This window comes from Sphingomonas sp. 77B, from assembly GCF_056497825.1.
This window is the reverse complement of the sequence record NZ_JBWMBY010000001.1, coordinates 284,865-310,360: the sequence shown is the minus strand read 5'-3', so window position 1 is coordinate 310,360 and position 25,496 is coordinate 284,865. Positions and strand designations below refer to the sequence as shown.

General features: G+C 65.9%; 24 protein-coding genes and 2 pseudogenes. 12 read left to right on the top strand and 14 right to left on the bottom strand.

The features are described 5' to 3' along the window. Positions 1-80: 80 nt before the first annotated feature. The gene (locus AC1GI4_RS01435; protein ID WP_294275276.1) at positions 81-689 is read right to left on the bottom strand and encodes a TetR/AcrR family transcriptional regulator; all 609 of its coding nucleotides are present in this window, start codon (positions 687-689) and stop codon (positions 81-83) included. Between the two features lie 286 nt (positions 690-975). On the opposite strand from AC1GI4_RS01435, the pseudogene AC1GI4_RS01430 reads away from it, so the two are divergent. The 3 genes and pseudogenes from AC1GI4_RS01430 to AC1GI4_RS01420 form a co-directional block, all read left to right on the top strand. Beyond that, a pseudogene (locus tag AC1GI4_RS01430) lies at positions 976-1,936 on the top strand (IS630 family transposase). 36 nt (positions 1,937-1,972) lie between these two features. Beyond that, positions 1,973-2,341 (top strand): MHYT domain-containing protein, encoded by a 369-nt coding sequence (locus AC1GI4_RS01425; protein WP_479628281.1) that lies wholly within the window; start codon positions 1,973-1,975, stop codon positions 2,339-2,341. Further along, positions 2,326-2,661, top strand: a pseudogene (locus AC1GI4_RS01420) (EAL domain-containing protein); the annotation flags it as partial. The gene AC1GI4_RS01425 and the pseudogene AC1GI4_RS01420, both read left to right, overlap by 16 nt. An 81-nt stretch (positions 2,662-2,742) precedes the next feature. Here AC1GI4_RS01420 and AC1GI4_RS01415 read toward each other — a convergent pair. From AC1GI4_RS01415 to AC1GI4_RS01390, 6 genes are all read right to left on the bottom strand, one after another. Then, complete coding sequence (locus AC1GI4_RS01415) at positions 2,743-4,146, bottom strand: amino acid permease (protein ID WP_294275278.1); 1,404 nt, start codon at positions 4,144-4,146, stop codon at positions 2,743-2,745. A gap of 36 nt (positions 4,147-4,182) precedes the next feature. Further along, entirely contained in the window at positions 4,183-4,893 is a 711-nt protein-coding gene (locus tag AC1GI4_RS01410; RefSeq protein WP_294275279.1) for a GntR family transcriptional regulator, read from the bottom strand. Next, the gene (locus tag AC1GI4_RS01405; RefSeq protein WP_433910529.1) at positions 4,893-5,807 is read right to left on the bottom strand and encodes a dihydrodipicolinate synthase family protein; all 915 of its coding nucleotides are present in this window, start codon (positions 5,805-5,807) and stop codon (positions 4,893-4,895) included. The genes AC1GI4_RS01410 and AC1GI4_RS01405 overlap by 1 nt, the downstream gene beginning before the upstream one ends. A gap of 70 nt (positions 5,808-5,877) precedes the next feature. Further along, the gene (locus tag AC1GI4_RS01400; protein WP_479630325.1) at positions 5,878-7,602 is read right to left on the bottom strand and encodes a DUF885 domain-containing protein; all 1,725 of its coding nucleotides are present in this window, start codon (positions 7,600-7,602) and stop codon (positions 5,878-5,880) included. Between the two features lie 76 nt (positions 7,603-7,678). Next, on the bottom strand, positions 7,679-8,689 hold the full coding sequence (locus AC1GI4_RS01395) for an Ldh family oxidoreductase (protein WP_479628280.1): 1,011 nt from the start codon (positions 8,687-8,689) through the stop codon (positions 7,679-7,681). Then, complete coding sequence (locus AC1GI4_RS01390) at positions 8,686-11,061, bottom strand: beta-L-arabinofuranosidase domain-containing protein (RefSeq protein ID WP_479628279.1); 2,376 nt, start codon at positions 11,059-11,061, stop codon at positions 8,686-8,688. Before AC1GI4_RS01390 ends, AC1GI4_RS01395 begins: the two co-directional genes overlap by 4 nt. Before the next feature lie 102 nt (positions 11,062-11,163). On the opposite strand from AC1GI4_RS01390, the gene AC1GI4_RS01385 reads away from it, so the two are divergent. Next, the gene (locus tag AC1GI4_RS01385) at positions 11,164-13,914 is read left to right on the top strand and encodes a DUF5695 domain-containing protein (RefSeq protein ID WP_479628278.1); all 2,751 of its coding nucleotides are present in this window, start codon (positions 11,164-11,166) and stop codon (positions 13,912-13,914) included. On the opposite strand, the gene AC1GI4_RS01380 is transcribed toward AC1GI4_RS01385, so the two are convergent. Beyond that, entirely contained in the window at positions 13,860-14,315 is a 456-nt protein-coding gene (locus AC1GI4_RS01380; RefSeq protein WP_479630324.1) for a (deoxy)nucleoside triphosphate pyrophosphohydrolase, read from the bottom strand. The two genes, AC1GI4_RS01385 and AC1GI4_RS01380, sit on opposite strands and share 55 nt — an antisense overlap. A gap of 41 nt (positions 14,316-14,356) precedes the next feature. On the opposite strand from AC1GI4_RS01380, the gene AC1GI4_RS01375 reads away from it, so the two are divergent. Together AC1GI4_RS01375 and AC1GI4_RS01370 are read left to right on the top strand one after the other, a co-directional pair. Continuing rightward, positions 14,357-14,512 carry a Flp family type IVb pilin gene (locus tag AC1GI4_RS01375; protein ID WP_479628277.1) on the top strand — a complete coding sequence of 52 codons (156 nt, stop codon included), beginning with the start codon at positions 14,357-14,359 and terminating at the stop codon, positions 14,510-14,512. A gap of 161 nt (positions 14,513-14,673) precedes the next feature. Then, the gene (locus tag AC1GI4_RS01370; RefSeq protein WP_294275286.1) at positions 14,674-14,844 is read left to right on the top strand and encodes a Flp family type IVb pilin; all 171 of its coding nucleotides are present in this window, start codon (positions 14,674-14,676) and stop codon (positions 14,842-14,844) included. A gap of 115 nt (positions 14,845-14,959) precedes the next feature. Here the strand turns inward: AC1GI4_RS01370 and AC1GI4_RS01365 are convergent, their stop codons facing one another. From AC1GI4_RS01365 to AC1GI4_RS01350, 4 genes are read right to left on the bottom strand one after another with little or no spacing between them, the layout of a single operon-like run. Further along, a complete protein-coding gene (locus AC1GI4_RS01365; RefSeq protein WP_479628276.1) occupies positions 14,960-15,910 on the bottom strand; it encodes an acetyl-CoA carboxylase carboxyltransferase subunit alpha in 951 nt (316 codons plus the stop codon). Positions 15,911-15,921: 11 nt separating this feature from the next. After that, on the bottom strand, positions 15,922-16,821 hold the full coding sequence (locus AC1GI4_RS01360; RefSeq protein ID WP_479628275.1) for a tyrosine-type recombinase/integrase: 900 nt from the start codon (positions 16,819-16,821) through the stop codon (positions 15,922-15,924). Beyond that, on the bottom strand, positions 16,818-18,656 hold the full coding sequence (locus AC1GI4_RS01355) for a hypothetical protein (protein WP_479628274.1): 1,839 nt from the start codon (positions 18,654-18,656) through the stop codon (positions 16,818-16,820). Before AC1GI4_RS01355 ends, AC1GI4_RS01360 begins: the two co-directional genes overlap by 4 nt. Next, positions 18,640-18,774: a hypothetical protein gene (locus AC1GI4_RS01350; protein ID WP_294274889.1), complete on the bottom strand. Its 135-nt coding sequence runs from the start codon at positions 18,772-18,774 to the stop codon at positions 18,640-18,642. Before AC1GI4_RS01350 ends, AC1GI4_RS01355 begins: the two co-directional genes overlap by 17 nt. Positions 18,775-18,855: 81 nt before the next feature. On the opposite strand from AC1GI4_RS01350, the gene AC1GI4_RS01345 reads away from it, so the two are divergent. The 3 genes from AC1GI4_RS01345 to AC1GI4_RS01335 are packed head-to-tail and all read left to right on the top strand — an operon-like array spanning position 18,856 to position 20,635. Continuing rightward, complete coding sequence (locus tag AC1GI4_RS01345) at positions 18,856-19,398, top strand: shikimate kinase (protein WP_056437338.1); 543 nt, start codon at positions 18,856-18,858, stop codon at positions 19,396-19,398. Then, positions 19,395-20,495: a 3-dehydroquinate synthase gene (aroB, locus tag AC1GI4_RS01340; RefSeq protein ID WP_479628273.1), complete on the top strand. Its 1,101-nt coding sequence runs from the start codon at positions 19,395-19,397 to the stop codon at positions 20,493-20,495. Before AC1GI4_RS01345 ends, aroB begins: the two co-directional genes overlap by 4 nt. Beyond that, positions 20,495-20,635 (top strand): DUF2256 domain-containing protein, encoded by a 141-nt coding sequence (locus AC1GI4_RS01335; protein ID WP_294274887.1) that lies wholly within the window; start codon positions 20,495-20,497, stop codon positions 20,633-20,635. The genes aroB and AC1GI4_RS01335 overlap by 1 nt, the downstream gene beginning before the upstream one ends. A gap of 98 nt (positions 20,636-20,733) precedes the next feature. Here AC1GI4_RS01335 and AC1GI4_RS01330 read toward each other — a convergent pair whose 3' ends face one another. Together AC1GI4_RS01330 and AC1GI4_RS01325 are read right to left on the bottom strand one after the other, a co-directional pair. Further along, positions 20,734-22,104, bottom strand: a complete 1,371-nt coding sequence (locus AC1GI4_RS01330) for a cryptochrome/photolyase family protein (protein WP_479628272.1) — start codon at positions 22,102-22,104, stop codon at positions 20,734-20,736. A gap of 7 nt (positions 22,105-22,111) precedes the next feature. Beyond that, on the bottom strand, positions 22,112-23,035 hold the full coding sequence (locus AC1GI4_RS01325; RefSeq protein ID WP_479630323.1) for a histone deacetylase family protein: 924 nt from the start codon (positions 23,033-23,035) through the stop codon (positions 22,112-22,114). A gap of 19 nt (positions 23,036-23,054) precedes the next feature. Here AC1GI4_RS01325 and AC1GI4_RS01320 point away from each other — a divergent pair, with 19 nt between their 5' ends. From AC1GI4_RS01320 to AC1GI4_RS01310, 3 genes are read left to right on the top strand one after another with little or no spacing between them, the layout of a single operon-like run. After that, the gene (locus AC1GI4_RS01320) at positions 23,055-24,029 is read left to right on the top strand and encodes an alpha/beta hydrolase (protein ID WP_479628271.1); all 975 of its coding nucleotides are present in this window, start codon (positions 23,055-23,057) and stop codon (positions 24,027-24,029) included. A 2-nt stretch (positions 24,030-24,031) separates the two neighbouring features. Then, positions 24,032-24,547: an RNA pyrophosphohydrolase gene (locus AC1GI4_RS01315; RefSeq protein WP_479628270.1), complete on the top strand. Its 516-nt coding sequence runs from the start codon at positions 24,032-24,034 to the stop codon at positions 24,545-24,547. Between the two features lie 11 nt (positions 24,548-24,558). Continuing rightward, positions 24,559-25,470 (top strand): DUF481 domain-containing protein, encoded by a 912-nt coding sequence (locus AC1GI4_RS01310; RefSeq protein ID WP_433910516.1) that lies wholly within the window; start codon positions 24,559-24,561, stop codon positions 25,468-25,470. The last annotated feature ends 26 nt before the right edge of the window (positions 25,471-25,496 follow it).

The following is a 25,496-nucleotide window of genomic DNA, read 5'->3' as shown; positions in this document are numbered from 1 at the left end:
ACCTTCCATACCGTCCGGTATATTAATAGTCGGTTCAGTCGTCAACGACTTTCATACCGGCCGGTATGAAAAAATATAGCCTATTGCGATGGCCATAGCGCCAAGGCTGCATCGATCATCGACTGCAGCTGTTCCGAAGTAACACCCGAGCCCGCCTGGACCCCCATGCCCTGCAACAGCGCGAAGATGAGATTGGCCAGACCCGCCGGATCGACACCGGGCGGCAGATCCCCCTCATCCACGGCACGCTGGAACCGTGCGACGATCGCGGCCTGCGACGAGCTTCGCCGCGCGACCACCGCCGCCTTGATCGACTCGGCTTCCGCGCCGCACGCCACCGAGTGGATCACGCCAAGACATCCCTTGGGCTCCCACTGGCACGTCATGGCCTTCAGGGCGCCGCGAAGCAGATGCTCGGCCACGCCGCGGGCCGTCGGTTGGTCAAGCGCATCGCGGATATAGGCGAGCTTCTCTGCCTCGTAGAGGTCGAGAGCCTTATGAAACAGCGCTTCCTTGTTGCCGAACGCCGCATAGAGGCTGGGCTTGGTGATGCCCATCGCCTCGGTCAGGTCGGCCATCGACGCGCCTTCATAGCCCTTGCTCCAGAATACGCGGAGCGCGGAGGCAAGCGCCTGATCAGTGCAAAATTCGCGCGGGCGGCCCTTGCACGCGGGCGGAGCATTTTCCATAACGGTCGGTATATAATTTTGCGGGCCTTTTGAAAAGCCCCCCCGCGACCTGCTCCACACGCCATCGTGATTCGCATTAAACGTTTCGCAACGCCCCCGTGCCATTTCTGTTGCCGGGGGGACAGCACTTGCCATCCTCGATATCGTCGGTTGCATCCTCGGCCAGCACGACCCCGGGCTCACGCTTTCGGCACTAGAGTCTGAGTCATCTGAGCGGAATCGATTGAGGATTCCCAAAGCGGTGCGCTTCTGATTCAAGCTGTCTGCCGTTTGGAGGTCGGCAGCTATGGGTCGAGCCTATTCGGATGATCTGCGTGAGCGAGTAGCAGCATCGGTTCTGGGTGGCCGGTCGTGCCGGGCAACCGCGGAACTGTTCGGCGTCAGCGTGGCGAGTGCGGTGAAATGGTCGCAACGCCATCGGGCGACGGGCAGCGCCGCGGCCCGGCCGCTGGGACGCAAGCAGCCCCGTTCGCTGGCCGCCGAGCGTGAGTGGTTGCTGGAGCGACTGGCGACCAAGCCGGACGTGACGTTACGCGGCTTGGTGGCGGAGTTGGGTGAACGGGGCGTGGTGACGAGCTACGGGTCGGTGTGGCGGATCGTGCGCGAGGCGGGGATCACGTTCAAAAAAAGACGCTGATCGCCCGCGAGCAGGATCGGCCCGCGAGCAGGATCGGCCAGCGATCGCCAGGCGCCGCACGCAATGGCGCAAGTATCAGGGCCGGATCGATCCGCGGCGCCTCGTCTTCATCGACGAAACCTGGGCCAAGACCAACATGACGCGGTTGCGCGGCTGGTGTGCCCGTGGTCAGCCGCTGGTCGACAAGGTGCCGCACGGCCATTGGCGCACGCTCACCTTTCTGGCCGCGCTCCGGCATGATCGTATCGACGCGCCGCTCGTGCTCGATGGCCCCATCAACGGCGAGAGTTTCACCGCTTATGTCGAGCAGTTCCTGCTGCCCACCCTCTCGAGCGGCGACATCGTCGTCATGGACAATCTGGGCAGTCACAAGAGCAAGGCCGTTCGCCAGCTCATCCGCTCCGTCGGCGCCAGGCTCCTCTTCCTGCCGCCCTACTCCCCCGACCTCAATCCCATCGAGCAGGTCTTTGCCAAGCTCAAGACGCTGCTTCGCAAGGCAAACACCCGGTCGGTCGAGGCTACATGGAAGCAGATCGGCTCGCTACTCGACGCCTTCCCACCTCACGAATGTGCCAACTACCTCCGCAATAGCGGTTACGCTTCAGCTTAGATGGATCAGACTCTAGGCGTTTGCGTCCTGGGACTGGTGGCGCTGTTCCTGTTGGATGACAGGTCCCAGGAATGCGCCGAGGCCCGACGGCGTAACTGGGTGGTGCTCGCGGCCCTGACGGGTGCCGTCAGCATCTGGTGCACCCATTTCCTGGCCATGCTGGCCTATCGCGGCCCGTTGCCGCTGGGATTCAACCTTCCCTTGACCATGGTCTCGGCCGCCGCACCCTGTCTGGCCATCTGGGTGGCTCACCGCAATATCCGGCGGCGGCATGGTTTGCTCGGCTGTCTGGCCGCCGGGGGCCTGACCACGATCGGCGTTGGCGCCATGCATCTGATCGGCATGAGCGCGCTGATCGTTCCGGCCCAGATCCGAACCTGCCCGAGATCGTGGCGCGGGCGCTGACCGAGAGCGGCTTCCCCGCGCATCGGCTCGAGCTGGAGATCACGGAGAATGTCCTGCTGCACGATCGCGAGTCGACGCTCAGGACGCTTCACCAGTTGACGGCGATGGGTATCCGCATCGTCATGGACGATTTCGGCACCGGCTATAGCTCGCTCAGCAACCTGCAATGCTTCCCGTTCGACAAGATCAAGATCGACAAGAGCTTCATATCGGGCGTGACCGACGATGCCACCGCGCGATCGATCGTCCGGGCCATTGTCGGACTGGGGCGGAGCCTGAACCTGCCCGTCGTCGCCGAGGGTGTCGAGACGCCCGAACAGCATTGCATGGTGCTGGAGGAAGGATGCCCCCAGGCCCAAGGTTATCTGTTCGGTCGCCCCGCCCCACCGCTGGCCGGGGGTTCAGCCCGCGGCCAGCGCGCTCCGGCGACGCCCATAGGCGAAGTAGAAGGCCAGGCCCGCCAGATTCCAGATGATGAAGCGCACGATCGTCGCGCTCGGCAGGCTGAACAACAAATAGACGCAGCCCAGGATAGCGAGCGTCCCCACCAGATAGGGTTGGGGGCAGCGGAACAGGCGCTTCGCCTCGGGCGCCCGGCGACGCAATACCATCAGGCAGGCACCGACCGCGATGAAGGCGAGCAGCGTCCCCGCATTCGCCAACTCAGCAATCTCGTCGAGGCGGAAGATACCCGCGACGATCGCGATCGACACGCCGGTGACGAGCGTGATGCGGGTCGGCGCGCCGCTCCGCTTGCTGACCACGGCCAGCGCCTGCGGCAAGAGGCCGTCGCGTGCCATGGTGAAGAAGATGCGGCTCTGGCCGTACATCATCACCAGAATGACCGACGGCAGCGCGATGACCGCCGCCAGTGCGATCAGATGCGCGGCGGTCGGCTGGCCAAGCGAGCGCAGAACGAGCGCCAGCGGCTCGGGGGAATTGGCGAGCTGTTGAAAGGGCAGCGCGCCGACCGCCGTCACTGCCACGGCCATATAGATCAGCGTGCAGACCAGCATCGATCCGACGATGCCGATGGTCAGGTCGCGGCCGGGATTCTTGGCCTCCTCGGCAGAGGTCGCCACCGCATCGAACCCGTAAAAGGCGAAGAACACGATCGCCGCCGCCGCCATGACGCCGCGCTTGGCCCCATCCACCTCGGTCGCCCCAAAGCCATAGGGCATGAAGGGATGCAGGTTCGCGTTGTTAAAGGCGGGTAATGCGAAGGCGACGAACACGCCCAGCGCCACCAGCTTAACGACCACGAGGATGATGTTCAGCGTGGCGCTCTCCCGCGTACCGGCGACCAGCATCCCCATCACCGACAGCGCGACCAGCACGGCGGGCAGGTTGATGATGCCGCCGCCATGCGGGCCGGACAGAAGCTCGGGCGGCAGATGCACGCCCGCCGCCTGGATCCACCCGACCAGATAGCCCGACCAGCCGACCGCCACGGTCGAGCAAGCCAGCGAATATTCGAGGATCAGGCTCCACCCGACAATCCAGGCGAGCGTCTCACCCAGCGCGGTATAGCTGAAGGTATAGGCGCTGCCCGCCGCCGGGATCAGCGTGGCCAATTCGGCATAGGCAAGCGCCGCGCAGGCACAGACCGCACCGGCGATCGCGAATGCCAGGATAACGGCGGGCCCGGCGCGCTCCGCGCCCACGCCGGTCAGCGTGTAGATGCCGGTGCCGACGATCGCGCCGACCCCCAGTGCGATCAGGTGCGGCCAGCTGAGCGTCTTGGCCAGCGCCTGCCCCTCCGCATGCTGGGTCACGCTGCCCAGCGACTTTCTTGGTCCGAACATCCTCGAAAAATCCCCCGCCTTATTGGCTTTTCATTGTCACTCGACGGGTGCGAACCCGCCTTTCAGGTCCATCAGGGTGGACCGGATATGCGTATCAAGCAATGCCTTAACCCGGTCGGCGTCGCGCGCGAGGAAGGCGTCGAGCTGTTCACGATGTTCGAGATGCGCCCGCGCATCGCGCCCGGCGGGCTGCAGATGCGCGACGACATAGCGTTCGGCGAGCAGTGCGAGCTGACGGATCAGTTGGATCGTCAACGCCTGTCGGGTCGGGCGGACCATCGCCATGTGGAATTGCCGATTGCAGATCGCCACACGCGCCAGATCGCTGGCCGCCGCCTGGTCGAGCGCCTCGAACGCCGCAATCAGGGCCGCGCGATCCGCGTCATCGGCGATGACGGCGGCCCGCGCCGCCGCCACCGGCTCCAGCTTCAGGCGCAGGCCGTAAATATCCTCGGCCTGCGCGGCGGACAGCGCACCGATCATATAGCCGCGGTTGGCGACACCGTGGAGCAGCCCCTCCTGCTCCAGCCGCGCCATCGCTTCGCGCAGCGGTATCTTGCTGACGCCCAGTTCGGCGGCCAGCGCATCCTGGCGGATCGGTCGATCGGCGGGGATCGCCCCGGCAATGATCCGTTCGCGCACGATCGCGAAGATGCGATCCGCCAGCGTCTGAACGACGATGACGCCCTCGCCCCGATGACGCCCCTCGCTGAGGACGTGGTCGAATTGCGAGAGCGTCGTCGCCATCAGGCGGCCTTGGCCAGGCCCAGCGTCGGGCGGGTCGCGGCGGCCTTTTCGACCATCGCGATCACCTCGGCACGGCGTTCGCCTTCCAGCACGTAGCGCGGCGGCAGCACGCGTTCCGAACCACGGCCCATGACCTGCTCGGCCAGCTTGATCGACTGGACGAGGTCATGCTCGGCGTCGAGATGGAGGAGCGGCATGAACCAGCGATAGATTTCCATCGCCTTGGCGTGATCGCCACGGTCGAATGCCGCAACCAGCTCGACCGACTCCTTGGGGAAAGCGTTGGTCAGGCCCGAGACCCAGCCCTGGGCGCCCAGATACAGACCTTCGAGTGCCACGTCGTCGAGCCCCGCGAACAGGGTATAGCGATCGCCGAACGCATTGCGGAAATCGGTGAAGCGGCGCGTGTCGGGGGCCGATTCCTTGACCGCCACGATGTTCTTCACATCGACCAGCGCTTCCAGCACCGTCTGGTCGATGACCGTGCGATACGCAGGCGGGTTGTTGTAGAGCATGATCGGCAGGCCGGTCTGGTCCGCCACGCCCTTGAAGTGGTTCACCAGCTCATGCGCCTTGGGCACATAGACCATCGGCGGCAGCAGCATCAGACCATCGGCTCCGGCCTTTTCGGCGGCCTGCGCATAGCGCACTGCACGGCGGGTGTCATATTCCGACACGCCGGTGATGACCGGCACGCGGCCCGCCACCGCCTCGACGATCGCGGTCAGGACCGTGACTTTCTCGTCATAGTCGAGCGAGTTGTTCTCGCCGACCGTGCCCAGCGCGATGACGCCGGTCACGCCGTCATTGACCAGATCGTCGACGACACGCTGCGTATCGGCGAGGTCGATCGAAAGATCTTCCCGGACCTGGGTCGTCACTGCGGGAAATACGCCGCGCCAGCCGATGCTCACAATCTGTCTTCCTGCTACTGTTTTAGATATCGTATACCGTTGTTAGCGTTTAAATAGGGTGTGGTCAATGTCATTCCTCATCCGGATAGGGCCCTTTTCCGCCCTCTGCGATGAAACGATCGGTACGTTGATCGATGACGGGCAGTGGAACATATCCCAGCTGGAGCATCGCATCATGCCAGGCGCGGATGTTGAACTTCGGCCCGAGCGCCTTTTCGGCCTTGGCGCGCGCACGCTGGAAGGCAAGCTGCCCCATATAGTAGGATAAGGCTTGCCCCGGCCATGCGATATAGCGGTCTACTTCCGTCTCGATCTCGTGATCGGACAAGGCCGTGTTGTCGTGGAGATAGGCCTGCGCCTTTTCACGGCTCCACCCCATGGCATGGATTCCGGTATCGACAACCAGACGCGCCGCGCGCCACGCCTGATAGGACAGCATACCGAACCGATCATAGGGGTCCTTGTAGAACCCCATTTCCTCGCCCAGCGCCTCGCAATAGAGCGCCCAACCCTCGCCATAGGCCGACAGATAGCTATCGCGACGAAAGGCTGGCAGCGTCTGGTTCTCGGCCGCCAACGGCATCTGAAAGGCGTGTCCGGGTGCGCTTTCATGCAGGGTCAGCGCAGACATCGCATAGAGCGGTCGTGACGGCAGGTCATAGGTGTTGACCAGATAGATGCCTGGTCCGCCACGCCCGGAGGTATAGAAGGGCGCCTGGTCGGCCGGCACCGGCTTGATCCCGAAGCGGCTGCGCGGCAAGTGGCCGAACCAGTCCGAGGCGACGCCGTCGAACGTCTTGGCGATCCACGCCGCCTTATCGAGCAGCTCCTGCGGCGTCTTGGCGTAGAAGCGCGGATCGGTGCGCAGGAAGGTCAGGAAGGCAGGGAAATCTCCCTTGAACTTCACCTCCTTCATCACCTGATCCATTCGCGCGCGGATGCGCTGCATCTCCGACAGGCCGATCGCGTGAACCTGCTCGGGCGTCATGTCGGCCGTCACGAATTCCCGGATCTTGGCGCGATAGAAGGCCTTGCCGTCGGGCAGGTCATAGGCGGCCGTGCTGGCCTGCGCATGGGGGATATAGTCGTTGCGCAGGAAGCTCAGCAGCCGCTGGTGCGCGGGCACCACGTCGTCACGGATCGCCGCCTTCGCCTCGGCACGCAACGCAGCCGCGGTGGCAGGCGCCATGACGGCGGGCATGGTCTTGAACGGCTCGTAAAAGGGCTGGGCGTCACTGGTCCCCGCATCCACCACCTGCGCCACGCCGATGTCACGCCCCTTCAACGTGACGCGCGGCACGGTGAACCCACGTGCCAGACCGGCGCGCATATTCGCGATCTGCTGGTCGTAATAGCGCGGCATCTGGCGCAACATCGCTATGTAGTCGCGATACTGGCTTTCCTTGGTGAAGCTGCCCCGCGCCCAACCCGCCAGATTGCCCCAGAAGCTGGTGTCAGAATTGAGCGGCTTTTCATATTCCCGGAAGCGCTGCGCGGCGATCAGCGCATCGATCTGTCCGCGATAGACCATATAGTCCGTCCGCGTAGCGGGCGAGAGCGTCGCGGGATCGATCGCATCCAATGCCCGGGCGGTCGCTTGCCAGCGCGCCAGTCGCGCGGCCTGCGCGGCCGCCCCCACATCGGGCAGTTGCCGCGAGCCCGCACTGCCGCTGTCCTCATCGGCGGCGCTTTGGCTGATCCGCCACCGATATTCGGCGTCCGACAGCGCGCGGAACCGGGCGTCCGGCGTCGTGGCTTGGCGGGTGACCTGAGGGCGGCCCTTGGCCTCAGGCATGCCAAGCGGCATTGCCATGACGGCCGCCCCGGCCAGCAACCATCCGATCCGGTTCGTCATGCTCATACCCCCGTGCTCAACCCTTCAGCGCGATGACGTCGCGGTAGAGATCGGCCGAAATCTCGACCCCCTCGACCAGTGACACCGTCCGCGCGGCGTAGCGCCGGGCGGAGGGCAGCCGTGCCCCCTGCCCCGTGATGGCCGCGAACATCGCCTCGGCCCGCTCCTGATGCTCGGGCAGAAGATCGCCCAGGAACCCCTTGGGATCGATCGCCATGATCAGTTCCCCGCCCAGCGGAGACCCGCCGCGCGCGGCGTCCCAGTCGATCGATTCGCGGCTGGTCATGTCGCCGATCAGCGGCCCGGCGAGGAGCTCGACCATCGCGGCCAGCGCCGATCCCTTATGGCCGCCGAACGTCCGCATCGCGCCCGACAGGATTGCCGCTGGATCGGTGGTCGGCTTGCCTGTCGCATCGACACCCCAGTCGTCCGGCACGCTCCTGCCGCTACGCCGGTGGAGTTCGATCTCCCCGCGCGCGACCATCGAGGTGGCGAAGTCGAAGACGAAGGGCGGCCCATCGACACGCGGCCAGCCAAAGGCGATGGGATTGGTGCCGAACACCGGCTCCGCTCCGCCCGACGGCGCGACCCAGGCGTGGCTGGGGGTGAAGGCCAGCGCCACCAACCCGGCCTCTGCCAGTTCCTCCACCTCGGGCCAGAGCGCTGCGAAATGCACGACATTGTTGAGCGCCAGCGCGGCGATGCCGTTCGCCCTGGCCTTGTCGATCAGCATCGGCTTGCCGGTCTGGAACGCCAGCTGTGCAAAGCCGCCGCCGCCGTCCACACGGACCAGCGCACGCGCCGGTTCGGACAGCACCGGCTCAGCGTCGGGCACGACGACGCCCTTCTCGATACTGGAGACCGCGACCAGCAGACGGTAGATGCCGTGCGAGGTACATCCGTCGCGCTCGCCCGCCACCATCGTCTCCGCAACCGCCTCGGCATGAGCGGGGGCAAGCCCCGCCCCCAGCAGCTTGGTACGCGCCAGCTTCCGCAGCTCGTCCAGCGTCATCCGCACCCCGGTCACGCCGTCGCCACCGGCTTGGCCGCGAACACCCGCATACCGAAGATCGGCCCCGCCGTGCTGCGGTCATGCGGCACGATCCGCACGCGCACACTCTTCTTGCCCGCCGTCAGCGCGGTCGGCAGCGGGTATTCGACATCGAAGAAGGCGCCCGGCTTGTCATTCTCCAAATGCTGGGTCGCGACCTTCACATTGTCGACCAGGATGTCGAAGTCGCGAGCACGCTCCTCGCCCCAATAGGTGCCCTGCAGGATCATCGGGCCGGGGCGCACCGCCATGGTGAACTCGAAATAGCCACCCGAGCGCGCGTCGCGACCCTGCCGCCCGCGATAGGAGACGGGGTAGGAAATATCGGAAGTCAGGCCATGGTCACGCTCGGGCTGCATCTCGCCCAGGTGCATGATATCGACCGACCGGGCGGCGATGTCGCGCGCCCTGGCCTGATCGGCCAGGAACGCCGCCTCCTGTGCCTTCCATCCCGCATCGGTGAAACGCTTGAAATAGACGGCGCTGCGCCGGTCATACTGGCTGAAAAAGGGCACGAAGCCCAGGTTCGTCGGACGGAAAACGCCCGCCGTGGTGTAGCGGGCGCGCGCCGGATCGGCGGCGGCGAAGCCCGCCAGCGGGTTGGCGCCCACCAGCACCGGGTCCGGCGAGTCCCACTTGTCGTCACGACCGCCCAGATCGGCGGCCATCACCATTGGCCCGCGCAGGACGGCCACGACCGTGTCGTCGCCCGGCGTCGTTTCGATCCGCAGGTCGAGCGGCAGGCGGATCGTCACCTTGTCCCCCGCCCTCCACCGGCGATCGACGACCGCATAGCCCCGCTCAAAACGCGGCGTCACCGCCTGGCCATTGACCTCGACCTGTGCCTGGCCGTTCGCCCAGCCGGGCACGCGCAGCGCCAGCGGGAAGCGCCCCGCGCGATCGAGGCGCGTGAAGCTCAGCGTCGCCTGCCCGGCCATCGGATAGGCGGTGTCGAGCGTCACGATCGCGCCGCGCTTCTCCCACCGGGCCTCGGCCGGGATGTAGAGATTGACGAAGAAGGTGTCGCCCCCCTGCCAGAAGATGGACTCGCCATGCTTGGCATGCGCCTCCATCCCCGAGCCGACACAGCACCAGAAGGCGTCGTCCTTATCGCTCGAAAACTCGCGCACCACGCCGCTCATCAATGGCGTCATATAGGTGAAGCCGCCATTTTGCGGATGTTGCGCGGCCATCGCATGGTTCAGGTGGGCACGCTCATAATAGTCGAAATAGCGCCCGTCCGGTTGCCACCCGTAAAGATGCCGGGTCAGCTTCATCATATTGTAGGTGTTGCAATGCTCGCACGTCTGGTCGGTGATGTGCCGCGCGATCGTGTCGGGCTCGGAGAAATATTCCCGGTCGGCGTTCCCGCCGATAACGTAGCTGTGATACCCGGTGACGGTTTCCCAGAAGAAGCTCGCGCCCCTGGCAAATTCGGGCTTGCCGGTGATTTCATGGATGCGCGCCAGCCCGATCAGCTTGGGCACCTGAGTATTGGCGTGGAAATTGGCCAGCTTGTCCTCGCCCGCCACCAGGGGATCGAGCACCTTGCGGTCATAGATCCGCTCGGCCAGTGCCAGCCACTGGCGGTCGTTCGTCCGCTGGTACAGTTCGGCGAAGCTCTCGTTCAGCCCGCCATATTCGCAGCCAAGCACCGTCTGCATCTGTGCATCGTCGAGCGCGGCGAAGACGCGGGCGAAATAGCCGCCCAGCTTGACCGCGACGTCCAGCGCCTGGGCATTGCCCCAGCCGCCATGGATGTCGAGCAATCCGGCGAACAGCTTGTGGACCGTGTAGAGCGGCGACCAGGACCCGTTGAGGTCGAACCCGCCGGACTTGATCTTACCCGCCATGATCTCGGGAAAGATCTCCTCGCCATCGACCACCTTGCCATCGGCCCGCTTGCGGCCCACCGCGCCGACATAGCCGGTGCCGCGCTTGGCCTGCGCCTCGGCCAGTTCGGCCACGATATAGTCGGCGCGGCGGCGCATCTCGGGATCGCCGGTCTGTTGCCAGGTCAGCACCAGCGCCGACATATAGTGCCCCAGGGTATGGCCCGCGATCGTGTCGCTTTCCCATCCGCCATAGATGGGCGCCCTGGGCTCCAGCCCGGCATATTTCCGGAAATTGTGCAGCAGCCGATCGGGACTGAGGCGATAGAGATAGCGCCGGTTCGTCTCGACCGCCGTCGCATATACCGAAGGGTGCAGCCGTACCGCCGAGAGCGTCAGCGGCTCGGCCTTGGCCGGAAGCATCGACGGCGCGGCCCCCACCGCCCGCGTCGCCATTCCCATCAATGCGACACCGGCCGCTCCCTGCATCCATTCCCGCCTGCTCGACCGCAGCATCTTGCTCTCCCGCTAATACTGTATACCAATATAAGCCGAACGGGAGGGGGTCAATTGCGATGGTCCACCGAAGAGCTCCCCAAGGTCAGGAATTCTATCGTCATGCGCCAACGCCTTACCCGTCTTTTGCCCGTCACGCTGGCTCTTCTCTCGATCGCGGCCAGTGCGCACTGCGCGGATCGTCCGACCGCGCGGAAGACCGCCAATGACTCGCAAAAAGGCGCGTCATCCGCGCGCTTTCGGGTAGGCGCGTTCCGGCTGATCCTCGATCCCGCCAGTCAGACCGCCCGCGGCCTTTCCCCGGTCGCCACGCCGAATTTCGACTTCCTGCCGATCGGTCGCGCCAAGGAACGTGCGGGCAATGGTTACAACCATCTGGGCGACATCCATTTGCGGCTGCGCCAAGTCGGTGGCGCATGGCAGGACTATTCGTCATCGCATGAGCGACAGCCGGTGCGCCCCCTCCCCGTGCGGGGTTCCATCCTTGCGGCGGCGGACATCAGTGCTTCGATGGGCACGGGCCTACCGCTTCGCATCGTCCGCGAATGGGTGAATGAGAAGGGCACCCCCGCCCTGCGCTTCACGCTGACCAACACCTCCAACACGCCGATCGAGGTCGGTGGTCTGGGGCTGCCAATGGTGTTCGACAACATCATCACCGACCGCACGCTGGAGCAGGCCCATGCGCAGGCGAGCTTCGCCGATCCCTATATCGGCCGCGATGCGGGCTATGTGCAGGTCACGCGGCTGAACGGTGCCGGTCCCGCGCTTCTCGTCCTGCCCGAAGGTAAGACGCCGCTGGAGGCCTATGTCCCGATCCCCACGGTCAGCGAAACGAGCGGCAAGGCGGTGATCGCCGAGGCGAGCCCGCGCGAGCAGACCTCGGAGGGCTTTTACGACTGGACCATCGCCAGCGCCGCCTATGCCCAGATGGACTGGAAGAAGGCGGGGGCCCAATGGAACGAGCCGACCAGCTTTACGCTCACGCCCGGCCAGAGCCGCACGATCGGCCTGCGCCTCGTCACCGCGCCAACGATCCGCGCGATCGAGCCAACGCTGAGCGAGCAGGGGCGACCCGTCGTGGTCGGCGTGCCCGGCTATGTCGTGCCGACCGATCTCGACGCGACGCTGTTCGTCCGCTCGCCATCCGCGATCACCGGCATCGCCAGCTATCCCGCCGGGGCGCTCGACGTCACCCGAGCGCCGGGTAAACCGGGCTGGACCCGCCTGTCGGTGCGCGGGCGGCAATGGGGCCGGGCGCGCCTGACCCTCACCTATGCCGATGGTCAGGTCCAGACGGTCCAGTATTTTGTCACCAAGCCGCTGGAGCAGACCATGGCCGATCTCGGTCGCTTCTCGACGACGAAACAGTGGTTCGAGGGCAAGGGCGATCCGTTCGGCCGCACGCCCGCCATCCTCACCTATGACCGCGAGGCTAACCGGATCGTCACCGCCGATCCCCGCGTCTGGATTTCCGGCATGAGCGACGAGGGCGGCGCAGGAAGCTGGGTCGCGGCGGTGATGAAACAACTCGACAATCAAAATGCGGCAGAGATCGCTCGCATCGAGGAACTGGTCGACAAGACTGTCGTCGGGCGCCTCCAGGTGGCCGACGGGCCTCATGCGGGCGGCGTGAAGAAGAGCCTGTTCTATTACGACCCGGTCGCCTTCCCCCACCTCTACAAACCCGCCAAGGATTGGCAGAGCTGGACCTCGTGGAAGAAGAGCCAGGCCGACGATCTGGGCCGTGCGTACAATTATCCGCATGTCGCAGCCGGGCATTGGGCGCTCTACCGGATTGCCCGCAACCATCCCGGCCTGACGAAGGTGCATGGCTGGGACTGGTATCTCGACCATGCGTACCAGACGATCGTCGCAATGATGCGCGACGCGCCGCATTATGCGCAGTTCGGATTGATGGAGGGCGATGTCTTCGTCGACATCCTGACCGACCTGAAGCGCGAGGGCTGGAGCACCAAGGCCGCGGAGGTCGAGCGGCTGATGAAGGGCCGCGCCGACCATTGGCGCACCCTGCAATATCCATTCGGCAGCGAAATGGCATGGGACTCGACCGGCCAGGCCGAGGTCTATGCCTGGATGCGCTATTTCGGCTACGGCCCGCAGGCCGATGTCACGCGTGAGGTCATATTGGGCTATGACCCATCGATCCCGCACTGGGGCTATAACGGCAATGCCCGGCGCTATTGGGACTTCCTGTACGGCGGCAAATATCCTCGGCTGGAACGGCAGATCCATCACTATGGATCGACACTGAACGCTGTCCCGCTGTTCGATTCCTTCCGCCGCAATCCCTCCGACATGCACCTGCTGCGAGTCGCCTATGGCGGGCTGTTGGGGGGCATCACCAACATCGACCAGAATGGCGCGTCCTCCGCCGCCTTCCATAGCTGGCCCGACCGGATGGGGTGGGATCCGTATAGCGGCGATTACGGCATGGGCTTTTTCGGTCATGCCTATGCCGCCGCGACCTATGTGGTGAACGATCCGACGCTGGGCTGGCTGTCCTATGGCGGCAATCTGTCGCAGAGCGGCGGGCGGGTTCATGTCGAACCGCATGACGGGGCGCGCGCACGCGTCTTCGTTGCGCCCGTCGGCCTGTGGCTGACGATGGAGGCGGGCAAGATCAAGGGGGTCGATTACGATCCCGCGACCGGCGCGGTGCGCCTGACCCTGGATCCGGCGACCGCCGACACCCCCGCTGCGCGGCTGTTCGTCGAGACGACGATAGCGGGCGGCCGTGCCTATCGCCCCGCGCGCGGTACGTTCGAGCGGGGCGGCTACACCGTGCCGCTGTCGGGCGCGACCTCCGAACTCGTGCTGTCCGCCAAATAGGCGACAAGCTGGCGCACGAGAGGCTCATCGGCGGGCGGCATGGGCCACGCGCCCATCCGGTTGGGCGGACACCAAATCAGCCCGTTCGCCTCCAGCGCGACCGGCGTGCCCGACCAGGACCGAACGACGTAGAGCAACAGAAGCAAGTGGCGACCGGGCAACGGCTCGGTCGCGAACCCCGCCGGTTCCAGCGCATCGGGCGCCACCGTGATGGCAAGTTCCTCATGCAACTCGCGAATAAGTGCTGCCTCGGGGGTCTCCCCGGTTTCCAGCTTGCCGCCCGGGAACTCCCACAACCCCGCCAGCGCCTTGCCCGCCGGCCGCTGCTGCAACAGCACGCGCCCTTCTACGTCGATCAGAGCGGCCGCGACGACGGGGAACAGGGGAAGCGAGGGCGACATATCCATGCTTTCTTAACCTTACTCGACCATATCAGGATGTCATGAAAGCGCAGACGATCCTGAACGACCTGCTACGCTTGCTTGCCGACAGGCGCGGCGCATCGGCAGTGGAATATGGATTGATCGTCGCCATCGTCATAATGGCCATATTGGCCAGTCTTTCTCAAATGGGCCTGAACCTGCAAAAGCTGACCTAGCTGGCTGCCGACCGACTGATTTCGGTAAACCGTTAGAATTACGGCTCCGCCACCGCGCTTTAAGCCTTCTTCAACCACTACACGGCTAAACAGCCGCAAGCTGTACCGGCACTCCGGGGCAGCCGGGTGATTGAATGAAACAAGACGCAACGGAGACCGGAATGACCACCATCCGCAAGATTCTCAAGACCACCAAGGGCGCGACCGCCATCGAATACGGCCTGATCGCCGCCCTGATCGCCGTCGCAGCCATCGGCGCGATGAAGACCCTCGGCACCAACCTGAACACCACCTTCACCAGCGTCAGCACGAAGATGGGTACGGCGAAGTAAAAAGTCTCGGCGTTGGCCGCTGCGCCATCGAATAACGCCGACAATGATACTTCGACCTACGGGCCGGTCCTTGAATGGCCGGCCCGTAACACCGTGAGCCAAAGCAATCTAAGTTTTAAAGCCGTCCCATCGCCAGGAATTTGGCGGCGCGGCCGCGCTTCAATTCGTCCCGGCCAACGCCGCTCAACTCGCCGAGCGCCTTCGCGACCGCATCGCCCAGATTGACGATCGCGCCCGTGGGATCGCGATGAGCACCACCGACCGGCTCGGGCACGATCGTGTCAATCACCCCGAAGCTCTTCAGGTCATGCGCCGTAACGCGCATCGCCTCGGCCGCTTCGGCCGCCTTATCGGCGGTACGCCACAGGATCGAGGCGCAGCCTTCGGGACTGATGACCGAATAGACCGCATGCTCGAACATCAGCACCCGGTTGCCCGCCGCCAGCGCCACCGCACCGCCCGAGCCACCCTCGCCGACGATCGCAGAGACGACCGGCACGCCCGCCGCCAGACAGGCTTCGGTCGACCGCGCGATGGCCTCTGCCTGGCCGCGTTCTTCGGCTTGAATGCCGGGGAATGCGCCCGAGGTATCGACCAGCGTCACGATCGGCAGGCCGAAGCGATCGGCCAGCTCGACCAGGCGGATCGCCTTGCGATAGCCTTCGGGTTTGCCCATGCCGAAATTGTGGCGAAGGCGGCTAGCGGTATCCTCGCCCTTTTCGTGGCCCAGCACCATGACGCGCTGGCCGCGGAACTGCGCAAAGCCGCCCATGATCGCCTGATCGTCGCCGAATGCGCGGTCACCCGCCAGTGGCAAGAACTCGTCGAACAGCCCCGCGACATAATGCTTGAAGTGCGGCCGCTGCGGATGGCGAGCGACCTGCGTCTTCTGCCACGGGGTCAGCTTGGCGAAGGTATCGCGCAGCAGCTTGTCGGACTTGGCCTGGAGCTTGGCGATCTCCGCGCCGATATCGACAGTCCCTTCGGCGGTCGTGTCGCGCAGCTCGTCGATCCGGCTCTGAAGCTCGGCGATCGGTTTCTCGAAATCGAGGAAGGTCGTTGACATGGGCCTAGCGCCTAAGGGCGCTTGTCCCGAAAATCAACGAGCGGGTGCTTGGCATTGACGAGTTCGACCAGCTGGGAGGCCTCGACATGGGTATAAATTTCGGTCGTGGCGATATCGGCATGGCCGAGCATCGCCTGCACGGCGCGCAGATCGGCGCCGCCGCCGAGCAGATGCGTGGCAAAGGCATGGCGCAACACATGCGGACTGACCCGGTCGGGCGGAATACCCGCCTCCGCCGCCAGCGCCTTGATAAGCTGATAGAGGCGGATGCGGGTCAGATGCCGCTTGCCGCCGGGGAAAAGCCAAATCTTGTCGGCCGGGACGTGCACCCGCCACGCCGCCACCGCCACCCGCGCCCGATCGGAGATCGGCACCATCCGCTCGACGCCACCCTTGCCTTTCAGGATCAGGAAGGGCCGATCGGGATGGACGGCGTTGCGGGGTAGCGCGACCAGTTCGCTGGCCCGCAGGCCCGAACCATAGAGCAGCTCGACCAGCGCTGCGAGCCGCAGGTCGTTCGCACTGGGCTGCGCCGCGCCCGTCCGATCGGTAATGGCGGCAAACAGCCGATCGATATCGGCATGGCTGAGGATCTTGGGCAATGCCCGCCGCTGGCCGGGACGCGGCAGGACGGACGCCGGATCATCCCGGCGCAACCCTTCCTCCAGTAGAAAGGCATAGAAACGTCGCAACGCCGCCGCCTTGCGGGCGACCGTGGCATTGGCGAGCGACGTCCAGCCCTCCGCCAGTCCCCGCAGCGCCGCCTCATCGGCATCGGCCAGCCCGTCCATCGCCTCGGCGGCGAGGCGCAGGTCCGATCGATAGGCGGCCAGCGTATTCCCCGCCGCGCCAGCCTCCGCCGCCATCATCTCCAGAAAGCGGTCGACCAGCGCGGCGTCGCGCATGTTCATGTCCGGGCGATCGCCTCCGCCGCGATCATCCGCGCATCGGTATCCAGCCCGACCGAGCGAAGCGCCTCGACGATGCGATAGAGCGCCTGGGGCGGCACCCCGCGCCAGTCGCCGGTCTGCATCCCGACCGCACACAGCAAGACAACCATGCCGGTCTGTTCGTCCGCCACGGCCTGATCCAGCGCTTCGGTCCAGGCATTGCGCTGGCCGACCCGCACGTCGAGGGCTTCGGCACCCTTTTCGATATCCGCGCGGGAAAGCCGCCCCAGCCCCGCCAGTCCGGCGAAGAACATGCGCTGCTTCAAGGCATCGGCGCTATAGCCCGTCACCTGGTCGTAACCCAGCTGGCCCTGCTGGTCGGGGTCGCTCAGCACGATCATCGCCCAGGCATCGCTGTCCCGCTTCACCGCCTCACGCCAGCGCGCCGCACTGCGGTCCAGCCCGGCGGACAGCATCGACGCGATCAGCCCGTCAGCCTCGCGACCGTCGCTCATCACCGGCAACCGCGCCGCTGCACGAGCGGTAAGGATCAGTCGCCCATAAGGGGTACGCGCCTCGTCGCCCCAAAGCGAACGGATCGCCGACAGCCGCTGGCCCTCGTCCGCCGCGGCATAGGCGTTACGCAGGTCGTTGCCGATCGCGGACTGCGCGCGGCTGGCCTGATCGTCGTCGGCTAGGGCCGAATAGAAATCGACCAGCGCGGCGTTGGACAGCACGCCCATGCTCGCGGCCTGATCGATCACCCCGGCCCGCTCGGTCGCGGGTACGGATGCCGAGGTCGCCAGCCATCCACGCACCTGCGGCCCGACATAGGAGAGATAGTCCGGCGGCACCGTCACACCCGTCGCGGTGGCGAGACCGAAACGCCAGACGGTCAGCCGGTCGGCCCCACTCCAATCGACGCTCACCGCCTTGCGCGCGGAGCCTGCTCCCATCAGCTTTTCGGCGAGCTTCAGGTCGAAATCCTCGGCGCCCCCTTGGCGACGTATCTGGCGGACGGTCGCCGTGGCCCGCGCGCCATCGCCGGTCAGCGCCGCACACCAGCGTTGCGCCAGTCGATAGCCGTTCAGTCCCGTCACCGCGCTGCCGCGATCGGCCAGCGGGCAAAGCCCCGCCGGGTCGCTGGACGCGAGCAGCGCGTTCATCGCGACCTGATAGAGCTTGGGCGTATAATTGCGCGGATCGACCGACTGGACGACGGCGCGCGCCACCTCCGCCTCGCCCATGCGCAGCAACAGCCAGGCGCGCTCGGCGGCGAAATCCGCGCCGTTCACCCCGCGCGGCGTCATCATGTGCGTGGCAAGCGCGCGGCGTAACAGGATCGAGGTCCAGCGCGACGGCAGCGGTGCCGACAATCGCCGCATCAGTATCTCGGCGACACGGCCATCGGCACCGGCGAAGATGCTCTGGTCCAGCGCCCCTTCGCGGGGGCCGGAGGGACCGACCACCGCCAGCGAGCGCCGCGCCGAGGAGGGCAGCTCATATTCGGCCAGCGTGGCGGCATCCATGGTGGGGGTCGGCGACGGGGTAGGCGTCGGGATCGGCGTGCTCAGCGATTCGATAAGCGCGCCGACCGGATCGGCACGCACCGGGGTCGACGCGGGCGTCGGCGTCGCGGCGGGCACAGCGCCGACAGCGGCACCGGGCGCGGCACGCGGCGTCGACCGGGGGCCCGGCCGGACGCTGGGTTGCGCGGCGGGCTGGCCGAAGCCGGGGGGCAGCAGTGATTCGGGACGGTCCTGGGCCGCCGCAATGGCTGCGGCCCCGACCATCAGCAGGGCGACGGCCCTGGGCAGGTGGCGAAAGACGCCCCCCCGCTTATTGCAGGTTGCCAAGCGAGACCGCCTTTTCGACCTGGGTGGTCGGCCGTTCGGTCGCCCGGCCCGAGAGCAGGAACAGCCCTCCGACGACGATGACGAGGAGGACGATGAGCGAAACGACCGTACGGGACATGAAACGCAAAACCTTATAATGGACCCGTGAAAGCCCGGCCGGTGTTGCCGGGCGCCCGCCCGCTGTATAGCGCAGAGCGCAATGTTGCAAAGCCACAACCCTGTAGATGCAAGCTGGAACGGGTCGCCCATCGTGCTCGTCGGTCTGATGGGCGTGGGCAAGTCGACCGTGGGCCGCCGTCTGGCGAATCGGTTGCGCGTGCCCTTCGTCGATGCCGACACCGCGATCGAGCAGGCCGCCGGTATGAGCATCCCCGAAATCTTCGAACATTATGGTGAACCCTATTTCCGCGACGGCGAGCGGCGCGTGATCGCGCGGCTGGTCGATGGCCGCCCCAAGGTGATCGCGACCGGCGGCGGCGCATTCATCAATGACGAGACGCGCGCACTGATCCTGGAACAGGCGACCGCCATCTGGCTGAATGCCAGCCCCGAGGTGCTGGCCGAGCGAGTCAAGCGGCGGGACACCCGGCCGCTGCTGCGTGGCAAGGATCCGCTGAAGGTGCTGCGCGAGCTGTCGGCGGTGCGCAACCCGATCTACGCGCTCGCGCCGATCCATGTCTCCAGCAAGCGGGGTCCGCACGAGGCCACCGTCAACGCCATCCTGAAAGCCATCGGACGATGAAGACCGTCACCGTGTCGCTCGGCGACCGCAGCTATCCCATCCATATCGAGGCGGGGCTGCTTCCCCGCGCTGCCGAATATCTCGCCCCCCTGTCGCGCGGGCGGCGTATGGCGATCGTCACGGACGAGAATGTCCGGCAGCATCTGGCGGTGCTGCGGGCGTCGCTGGAGGCCGCCGGGGTCGCCAGCGAGGCGATCATCCTGCCGCCGGGTGAGAAGACCAAGAGCTGGGCGATGCTGGAGCATGTCTGCGACCGACTGCTCGAACTCGGTGTCGAGCGGGCGGATCATGTCATTGCGCTCGGCGGCGGGGTGATCGGCGATCTGGTTGGCTTCGCCTGCTCGATCGTCAAGCGCGGCTGCCGCTTCGTGCAGATTCCGACGACCCTGTTGTCGCAGGTCGATTCGTCGGTCGGCGGCAAGACCGCGATCAACACCTCGGCAGGCAAGAACCTGATCGGCGCGTTCCATCAGCCCGCCATGGTGCTGATCGATCCGGATGTGCTCGACACTTTGCCTGCGCGCCAGGTGCGGGCGGGCTATGCCGAGGTGGTCAAATACGGCCTGATCGACGACTTCTCCTTTTTCGAATGGTGCGAGGCGAATGCGCCGGCCCTGCTGGCGGGCGATGCGGACGCGCGGGTTTATGCCATCGCGCATTCGGTGGCGGCCAAGGCGCGGATCGTGGCGGCGGACGAGCATGAGACGAACGGCATCCGGGCGTTGCTCAATCTGGGCCACACCTTCGGCCATGCCCTGGAGGCGGAAGCTGGCTTCTCCGACCGGCTGCTCCATGGTGAGGGCGTCGCGGCGGGCTGTGCGCTCGCCTTCCGCTATTCGGTGCGCAAGGGGCTTTGCGAGCGACAGGATGCCGAACGGGTCGCCGCGCATCTTCGGGCGATCGGCCTGCCCGATGGCCTCGCCGCCGCCGGGATCGATGCAGCCTCCGCGACGTTGGTCGAACACATGAAGCACGACAAGAAAATGGCGGCGGGCACCCTGCCCTTCCTGCTCGCGCGCGGGATCGGGCAGACCTATCTCGACAAGACGGTCGACCTGGCGGACGTCGCCGCCTTCCTCGACGCCGAGCCGCGCTGATGCCCAACGGCGTCCGCAAGGAGAACCTGCCGAGCAAGACCTGCCCGGCCTGCGGACGCCCGTTCAGCTGGCGCAAGAAATGGGCGCGGGATTGGGAACAGGTGGTTTACTGTTCGGATGCTTGCCGGAAAAAGCGTTGAACGAATCCCGTGGCCTTCGACTTCGCTCAGGCTGAACGGCGGCGGGATTTATTCAAACAGCCGTTCACGCCGAGCGAAGTCGAAGCGTACGCCATACGCTATCCCCGCATCTTCTTCGCCGCAGCCAAGGCCCGCTCCCGGCCCTCGCGGTGGCCGATGATCTTGGCCGGATAACTCTTCGGCCGACACCCTGCCTCTTCCGGATCATGGATCGCGGCGTCGGAGACGTCATTCAACTCCGGCACCCACTGGCGGATATAGTCCCCGGCATCGAATTTCTCGGACTGGCTGAGCGGCGCCATGATCCGGCCGAACATATTCGAATCGATGCCCGTCCCCGCGACCCATTGCCAGTTGACCGCGTTGTTTCCGTAATCGGCGTCGATCAAGCAGTCCCAGAACCAGCGCTCCCCCTCACGCCAGTCGATCAGGAGATGCTTGATAAGGAAGGAGGCGGCGATCATCCGCACCCGGTTGTGCATCCATCCCGTGGCCCAGAGCTGACGCATTCCGGCGTCGACGATCGGATAGCCGGTGCGGCCCGTCTGCCACGCCGTCAGGTCCTTCCTGGCCTCCGCACCGCCGCGCCATGGCATCGAGTCGAACGTATCGCGCCCGTTGCGATCCGCGTATTGAGGCATGGCCATGACGACGCCGTCGGTGAAGTCCCGCCAGGCCAGTTCCTTGCGAAACGTCTCGGTATCGCCCCGCCGGTTCAGCGAGTGCCATACGGCGCGCACCGACACCTCGCCGAAATGGAGATGCGGCGACAGGCGCGAACTGCCCTCCTCGGACGGCATGTTGCGCGCGGTGTCGTAGGCAACTGCCTTGGCGCCGAAATTCGCCATCCGCTCACGCGCCCCCGCCTCGCCGGGCGTCCAGTCTTGGTCGAAGCCCGTCGACCAGTCAGGCTTGGTCGGCAGCAGCGACCAGTCGGCGAGCTTCTCGCTCTTCGGCCAATGCGCGGGTGCATCGAGCGTCTCAGGCGGATCGAGCGGGTGCTCGGGGGGCAAATGGCCCTGCAAACCCTTCCAGAATGCGGAATAGATACGGAACGGCTTGCCGCTGCCCGTCGTCACCAGGTCCGGCCGCGCCAGATGATTGCCGTCATGCAGGGTCAGGCAATCATCGAGCGATTCCTCTGCCTCGCGCCACCAGGGTTCGTAATGGCGGATGGCGTGAATTTCGGTTGCCCCCGTCTCCTTCATCAGCGCGCGCAGGGTATCGACCGCCCTGCCGCGCCGCAGGATCAGGCGACCGCCTAGGTCCTTCAGATCTTTCGTCAGCGAGGTCAGGCTGTGATGCAGCCACCAGCGTTGCGCCGCCCCCATGCGCCAGTCGCCCGGCGTCTCGTCATCGAGGATATAGACCGGAATGACCGGCCCCGACTCCGCCGCCGCGAGGAGAGCCGGTTGATCGTGAAGGCGGAGATCCTGGCGAAACCACAGGATCGTGGGAGATGCTGTCATCCAGCCGCTACGCTTCGGCCCCCGCGGGGTTCCGATGGGACAGTTTTTCACCCAAAGTCAGGATCGCCGTCACATGGCGCTCGGCGATCGCCATCACGTCATCGCCATAGCCGCCACCGACCGTGCTCGCGAGCGGCAGGCTCCGCGTCAGCGCCAGGTCAGCGATCAGCGTCTCACGCGCGACCAGCCCCGCCTGGGTCAGCGCCAGCCTTCCCAGCCGATCCTCGACGAATGGGTCGACGCCCGCCTGATACAGAATGAGGTCCGGGCGATGCTCGTCCAGGAACGGCACCAGCGTCGCCTCCAACTCGGCCAGATAGCCCGTATCGTCGACCCCGTCGGGCAAGCCGACGTCCAGCGTCGACCGGGCTTTGCGCGCCGGGAAATTTTTGTCGGCATGGATGGAGTAGGTGACGATATCAGGCCGCCCGGCGGTCAGTGCGGCGGTTCCGTCGCCCTGATGCACGTCGCAATCGACGATCGCCACACGTCCGACGACGCCCTGCTCGACCAGCCGCACCGCCGCCACCGCCAGATCGTTGAACACGCAATAGCCTGCGCCCGTGGTCGCCAAGGCATGATGGCTGCCCCCGGCGGTGTTGGCGGCAAAGCCGTGGCGGAGCGCCAGCAGCGCGGCTGTCCATGTCCCGCCCGGCACCGCCCGCGCACGGTGCGCGACCTGCGCGGTGATCGGAAAGCCGATCCGCCGCGTCTTGTCGGGCGGCACCCGCGCCTCCAGCACTTCGGCGACATAATCCGGGTCGTGCACCGCCTCCAGCCAGAGCGGCGGGACCAAGTCCGGTTCGGTCCAGGCCACCGCATCGCCCTTTGCCCGCAGCAGATCGCGGATCGCCCCATTCTTGCCCCAGCGATAGGTGGAACGCGCCGATGCCTCGGTGACATAGGCGGGATGATGGACGACATGGATCATCGCCCCTAGGTAGGAAGCCATGACCCGCGATAGGAGGGCCACGGCCCCGCTGCCCCACTTGCGCGACGATGTCGCGCGCTTCCTCGGCTATTATAATCGCCTTCCCGGCCCGCCTCAGGAGGAATTGGGGCCTCAGGCCGCCCGCCAGATGATGCGCGCCGCCCGCGACCTGACCGATCCGCCGATCGGCCCACTCCGAACGGACGACAGCTTCATGATAGCGGGCCCGGCAGAGCCGATCCCCGCACGGCGGTTCGACGCACGGGAGCAGCGCGAGCCCGGACCGGTGATGCTGTTCTTTCATGGCGGCGGGTTCGTGATCGGGGATATCGACACCCATGCGCCGCTCGCTGCCGAAATGGCGCGCGCACTCGACCTGCCGGTCGTATCCGTCGGCTATCGCCTCGCCCCCGAACATCCCTGGCCCGCCGCGCCGGAGGATTGCGAAGCGGCGGCACGCTGGCTGGCCGGGCAACCGGGCACCACCGGACTGATCGTCGCCGGCGACAGCGCGGGCGGGACACTTGCCACCGTCACCGCCATGGCGCTTCGCGACCGGCCCGCCGCCGTGCCGGTGATCGCGCAAGGGCTGCTCTATCCCGCCGCCGACATGGCGCGCGCGCATCCGTCGCTCCGGGACTTTGCCGAGGGGTATTTCCTGACCCGCGCGATGCTCGACTGGTTCGTTGCCTGCTACGCCGCCGATCTGGGCGATGTGCGCGCGGCACCCATGCGCGGAGAACTGGCCGGAATGCCGCCCGCCGTCATCATGACCGCCGAATGCGACCCGATCCGCGACCAAGGGCGTGCCTATGCCGCCGCGCTGGCCAAGGCGGGCGTCGCCGTGACCTTCCGCGAAGCGCGCGGCACGATCCACGGCTTTGCGACGCTGCGCAAAGCGATCCCGTCCGGCGTGGCCGATCTTTCCGCTTTCCTGCTTGCGTTGAAGGCCATGATCGTGGAGGCGCAGGGCATCAGCCCGATGGGACAATGATGATGACCGACCTTCCCTATCGCCCCTGCGCGGGCGTCATCCTGATGAACCGCGACGGCCGCGTCTTTGTCGGCCAGCGGATCGATTCGACGCTGGAGGCGTGGCAGCTGCCCCAGGGCGGTATCGATCCCGGCGAGGACGCCGATGCGGCGGGCCTGCGCGAGCTGTTCGAGGAAACCGGCGTCACCGCCGACAAGGTCGAGCTGATAGCCCGTGCACCGCGCGAACTCACCTACGATCTGCCCGAGGACATGATCGGCAAGGTGTGGAAGGGCAAGTGGCGCGGCCAGCGACAGATCTGGTTCCTCTACCGCTTTTTGGGCGGGGACGGCGACATCCGCATCGACACCGAGCATCCCGAATTCCGCGCCTGGCGCTGGGCCGAGCCGGTGACGCTGCCCGCGATGATCGTACCGTTCAAAAAGGCGTTGTACGAGGAACTGCTGGTCGTCTTCGCGGAGCATTTCGCCGCACCGCATGGCGACCGTGCCATTTCCGCTGACGGGGCGAAGGGCTAAGGCTCGGGGCCATGAAGACGCGGCTGCTCCTGATCCCGATGGCGTTGGGCCTGCTTGCCAATGCCGAGCCGAATGATCCCGACCCCGCACTGATCCCGCCCCAGATCCGCGCGATGCTGGAGGCCGCGATCGCCAGCGGGAACGAGAACGACATCACCACGGTCGTCCGCTATGCCCGCAACGCGGTGCCCGAGGCCGCCGACGCGATCGACGCGATGGCCGATGTCTGGCGCGACGAAAAGACCGCCAGCCGCAGCCGGACGCTGCGCGAGGCGACCTTCTTCGACCTGTGGCATGGCCGGATCGAACTGGGTGGCTTTGCGACCACCGGCAACAGCCAGAATATTGGCCTGACGGGGATCGTCGACCTCACGCGCGAGGGGCTGCGCTGGCGGCACAAGGTGCACCTGCAGGGCGATTATCAGGAAAGCGCAAATGTCGTCAGCCGCGAACATTATGTCGCGTCCTACGAGCCGAATTTCAAACTGAACGCGAACAACTACGTCTACGGCGCGGCCCAGTATGAGAGCGATCGGTTCCTGGGCTATTTCAACCGCTTCTCCGCATCGAGCGGTGCTGGTTACAGCGCCATCCGCAAGCCACGCATGACACTGGACGTCGAACTGGGCCCGGCGTTCCGGCATACCGAGTTCACCGACGGCCGGATCGAAAGCGCGTTGGCGGCTCGTGGCAATCTGAACTTCGTATGGAAGCTGACCCCGGCCATGACGTTCAATCAGAACGCCTCGGCCTATGTCCAGAAATTCAACAGCACGGTCAGCACCAACTCGGCGCTGAATGCCAAGCTGTTCGGGCCGCTCTCGGCCGCCTTGTCCTACAATGTCCAATATGAAAGCGAGCCGCCGATCGGCCGCCGGACGACCGACACGATCACCCGCGCCTCGGTGGTATACAGCTTCTAATTTCGGCGACGGGGTTCACCTTTGCC

Coding starts and splice junctions, on each gene's coding strand:
- AC1GI4_RS01315 (WP_479628270.1), top strand. CDS start 24,032: ATGACCGACCTTCCCTATCGCCCCTGCGCGGGCGTCATCCTGATGAAC.
- AC1GI4_RS01375 (WP_479628277.1), top strand. CDS start 14,357: ATGAAAGCGCAGACGATCCTGAACGACCTGCTACGCTTGCTTGCCGAC.
- AC1GI4_RS01310 (WP_433910516.1), top strand. CDS start 24,559: ATGAAGACGCGGCTGCTCCTGATCCCGATGGCGTTGGGCCTGCTTGCC.
- AC1GI4_RS01335 (WP_294274887.1), top strand. CDS start 20,495: ATGCCCAACGGCGTCCGCAAGGAGAACCTGCCGAGCAAGACCTGCCCG.
- AC1GI4_RS01390 (WP_479628279.1), bottom strand. CDS start 11,061: ATGCTGCGGTCGAGCAGGCGGGAATGGATGCAGGGAGCGGCCGGTGTC.
- AC1GI4_RS01380 (WP_479630324.1), bottom strand. CDS start 14,315: ATGTCGCCCTCGCTTCCCCTGTTCCCCGTCGTCGCGGCCGCTCTGATC.
- AC1GI4_RS01370 (WP_294275286.1), top strand. CDS start 14,674: ATGACCACCATCCGCAAGATTCTCAAGACCACCAAGGGCGCGACCGCC.
- AC1GI4_RS01320 (WP_479628271.1), top strand. CDS start 23,055: ATGACCCGCGATAGGAGGGCCACGGCCCCGCTGCCCCACTTGCGCGAC.
- AC1GI4_RS01410 (WP_294275279.1), bottom strand. CDS start 4,893: ATGGCGACGACGCTCTCGCAATTCGACCACGTCCTCAGCGAGGGGCGT.
- AC1GI4_RS01385 (WP_479628278.1), top strand. CDS start 11,164: ATGCGCCAACGCCTTACCCGTCTTTTGCCCGTCACGCTGGCTCTTCTC.
- AC1GI4_RS01435 (WP_294275276.1), bottom strand. CDS start 689: ATGGAAAATGCTCCGCCCGCGTGCAAGGGCCGCCCGCGCGAATTTTGC.
- aroB (WP_479628273.1), top strand. CDS start 19,395: ATGAAGACCGTCACCGTGTCGCTCGGCGACCGCAGCTATCCCATCCAT.
- AC1GI4_RS01330 (WP_479628272.1), bottom strand. CDS start 22,104: ATGACAGCATCTCCCACGATCCTGTGGTTTCGCCAGGATCTCCGCCTT.
- AC1GI4_RS01365 (WP_479628276.1), bottom strand. CDS start 15,910: ATGTCAACGACCTTCCTCGATTTCGAGAAACCGATCGCCGAGCTTCAG.
- AC1GI4_RS01400 (WP_479630325.1), bottom strand. CDS start 7,602: ATGCCTGAGGCCAAGGGCCGCCCTCAGGTCACCCGCCAAGCCACGACG.
- AC1GI4_RS01345 (WP_056437338.1), top strand. CDS start 18,856: ATGTTGCAAAGCCACAACCCTGTAGATGCAAGCTGGAACGGGTCGCCC.
- AC1GI4_RS01325 (WP_479630323.1), bottom strand. CDS start 23,035: ATGATCCATGTCGTCCATCATCCCGCCTATGTCACCGAGGCATCGGCG.
- AC1GI4_RS01350 (WP_294274889.1), bottom strand. CDS start 18,774: ATGTCCCGTACGGTCGTTTCGCTCATCGTCCTCCTCGTCATCGTCGTC.
- AC1GI4_RS01360 (WP_479628275.1), bottom strand. CDS start 16,821: ATGAACATGCGCGACGCCGCGCTGGTCGACCGCTTTCTGGAGATGATG.
- AC1GI4_RS01415 (WP_294275278.1), bottom strand. CDS start 4,146: ATGTTCGGACCAAGAAAGTCGCTGGGCAGCGTGACCCAGCATGCGGAG.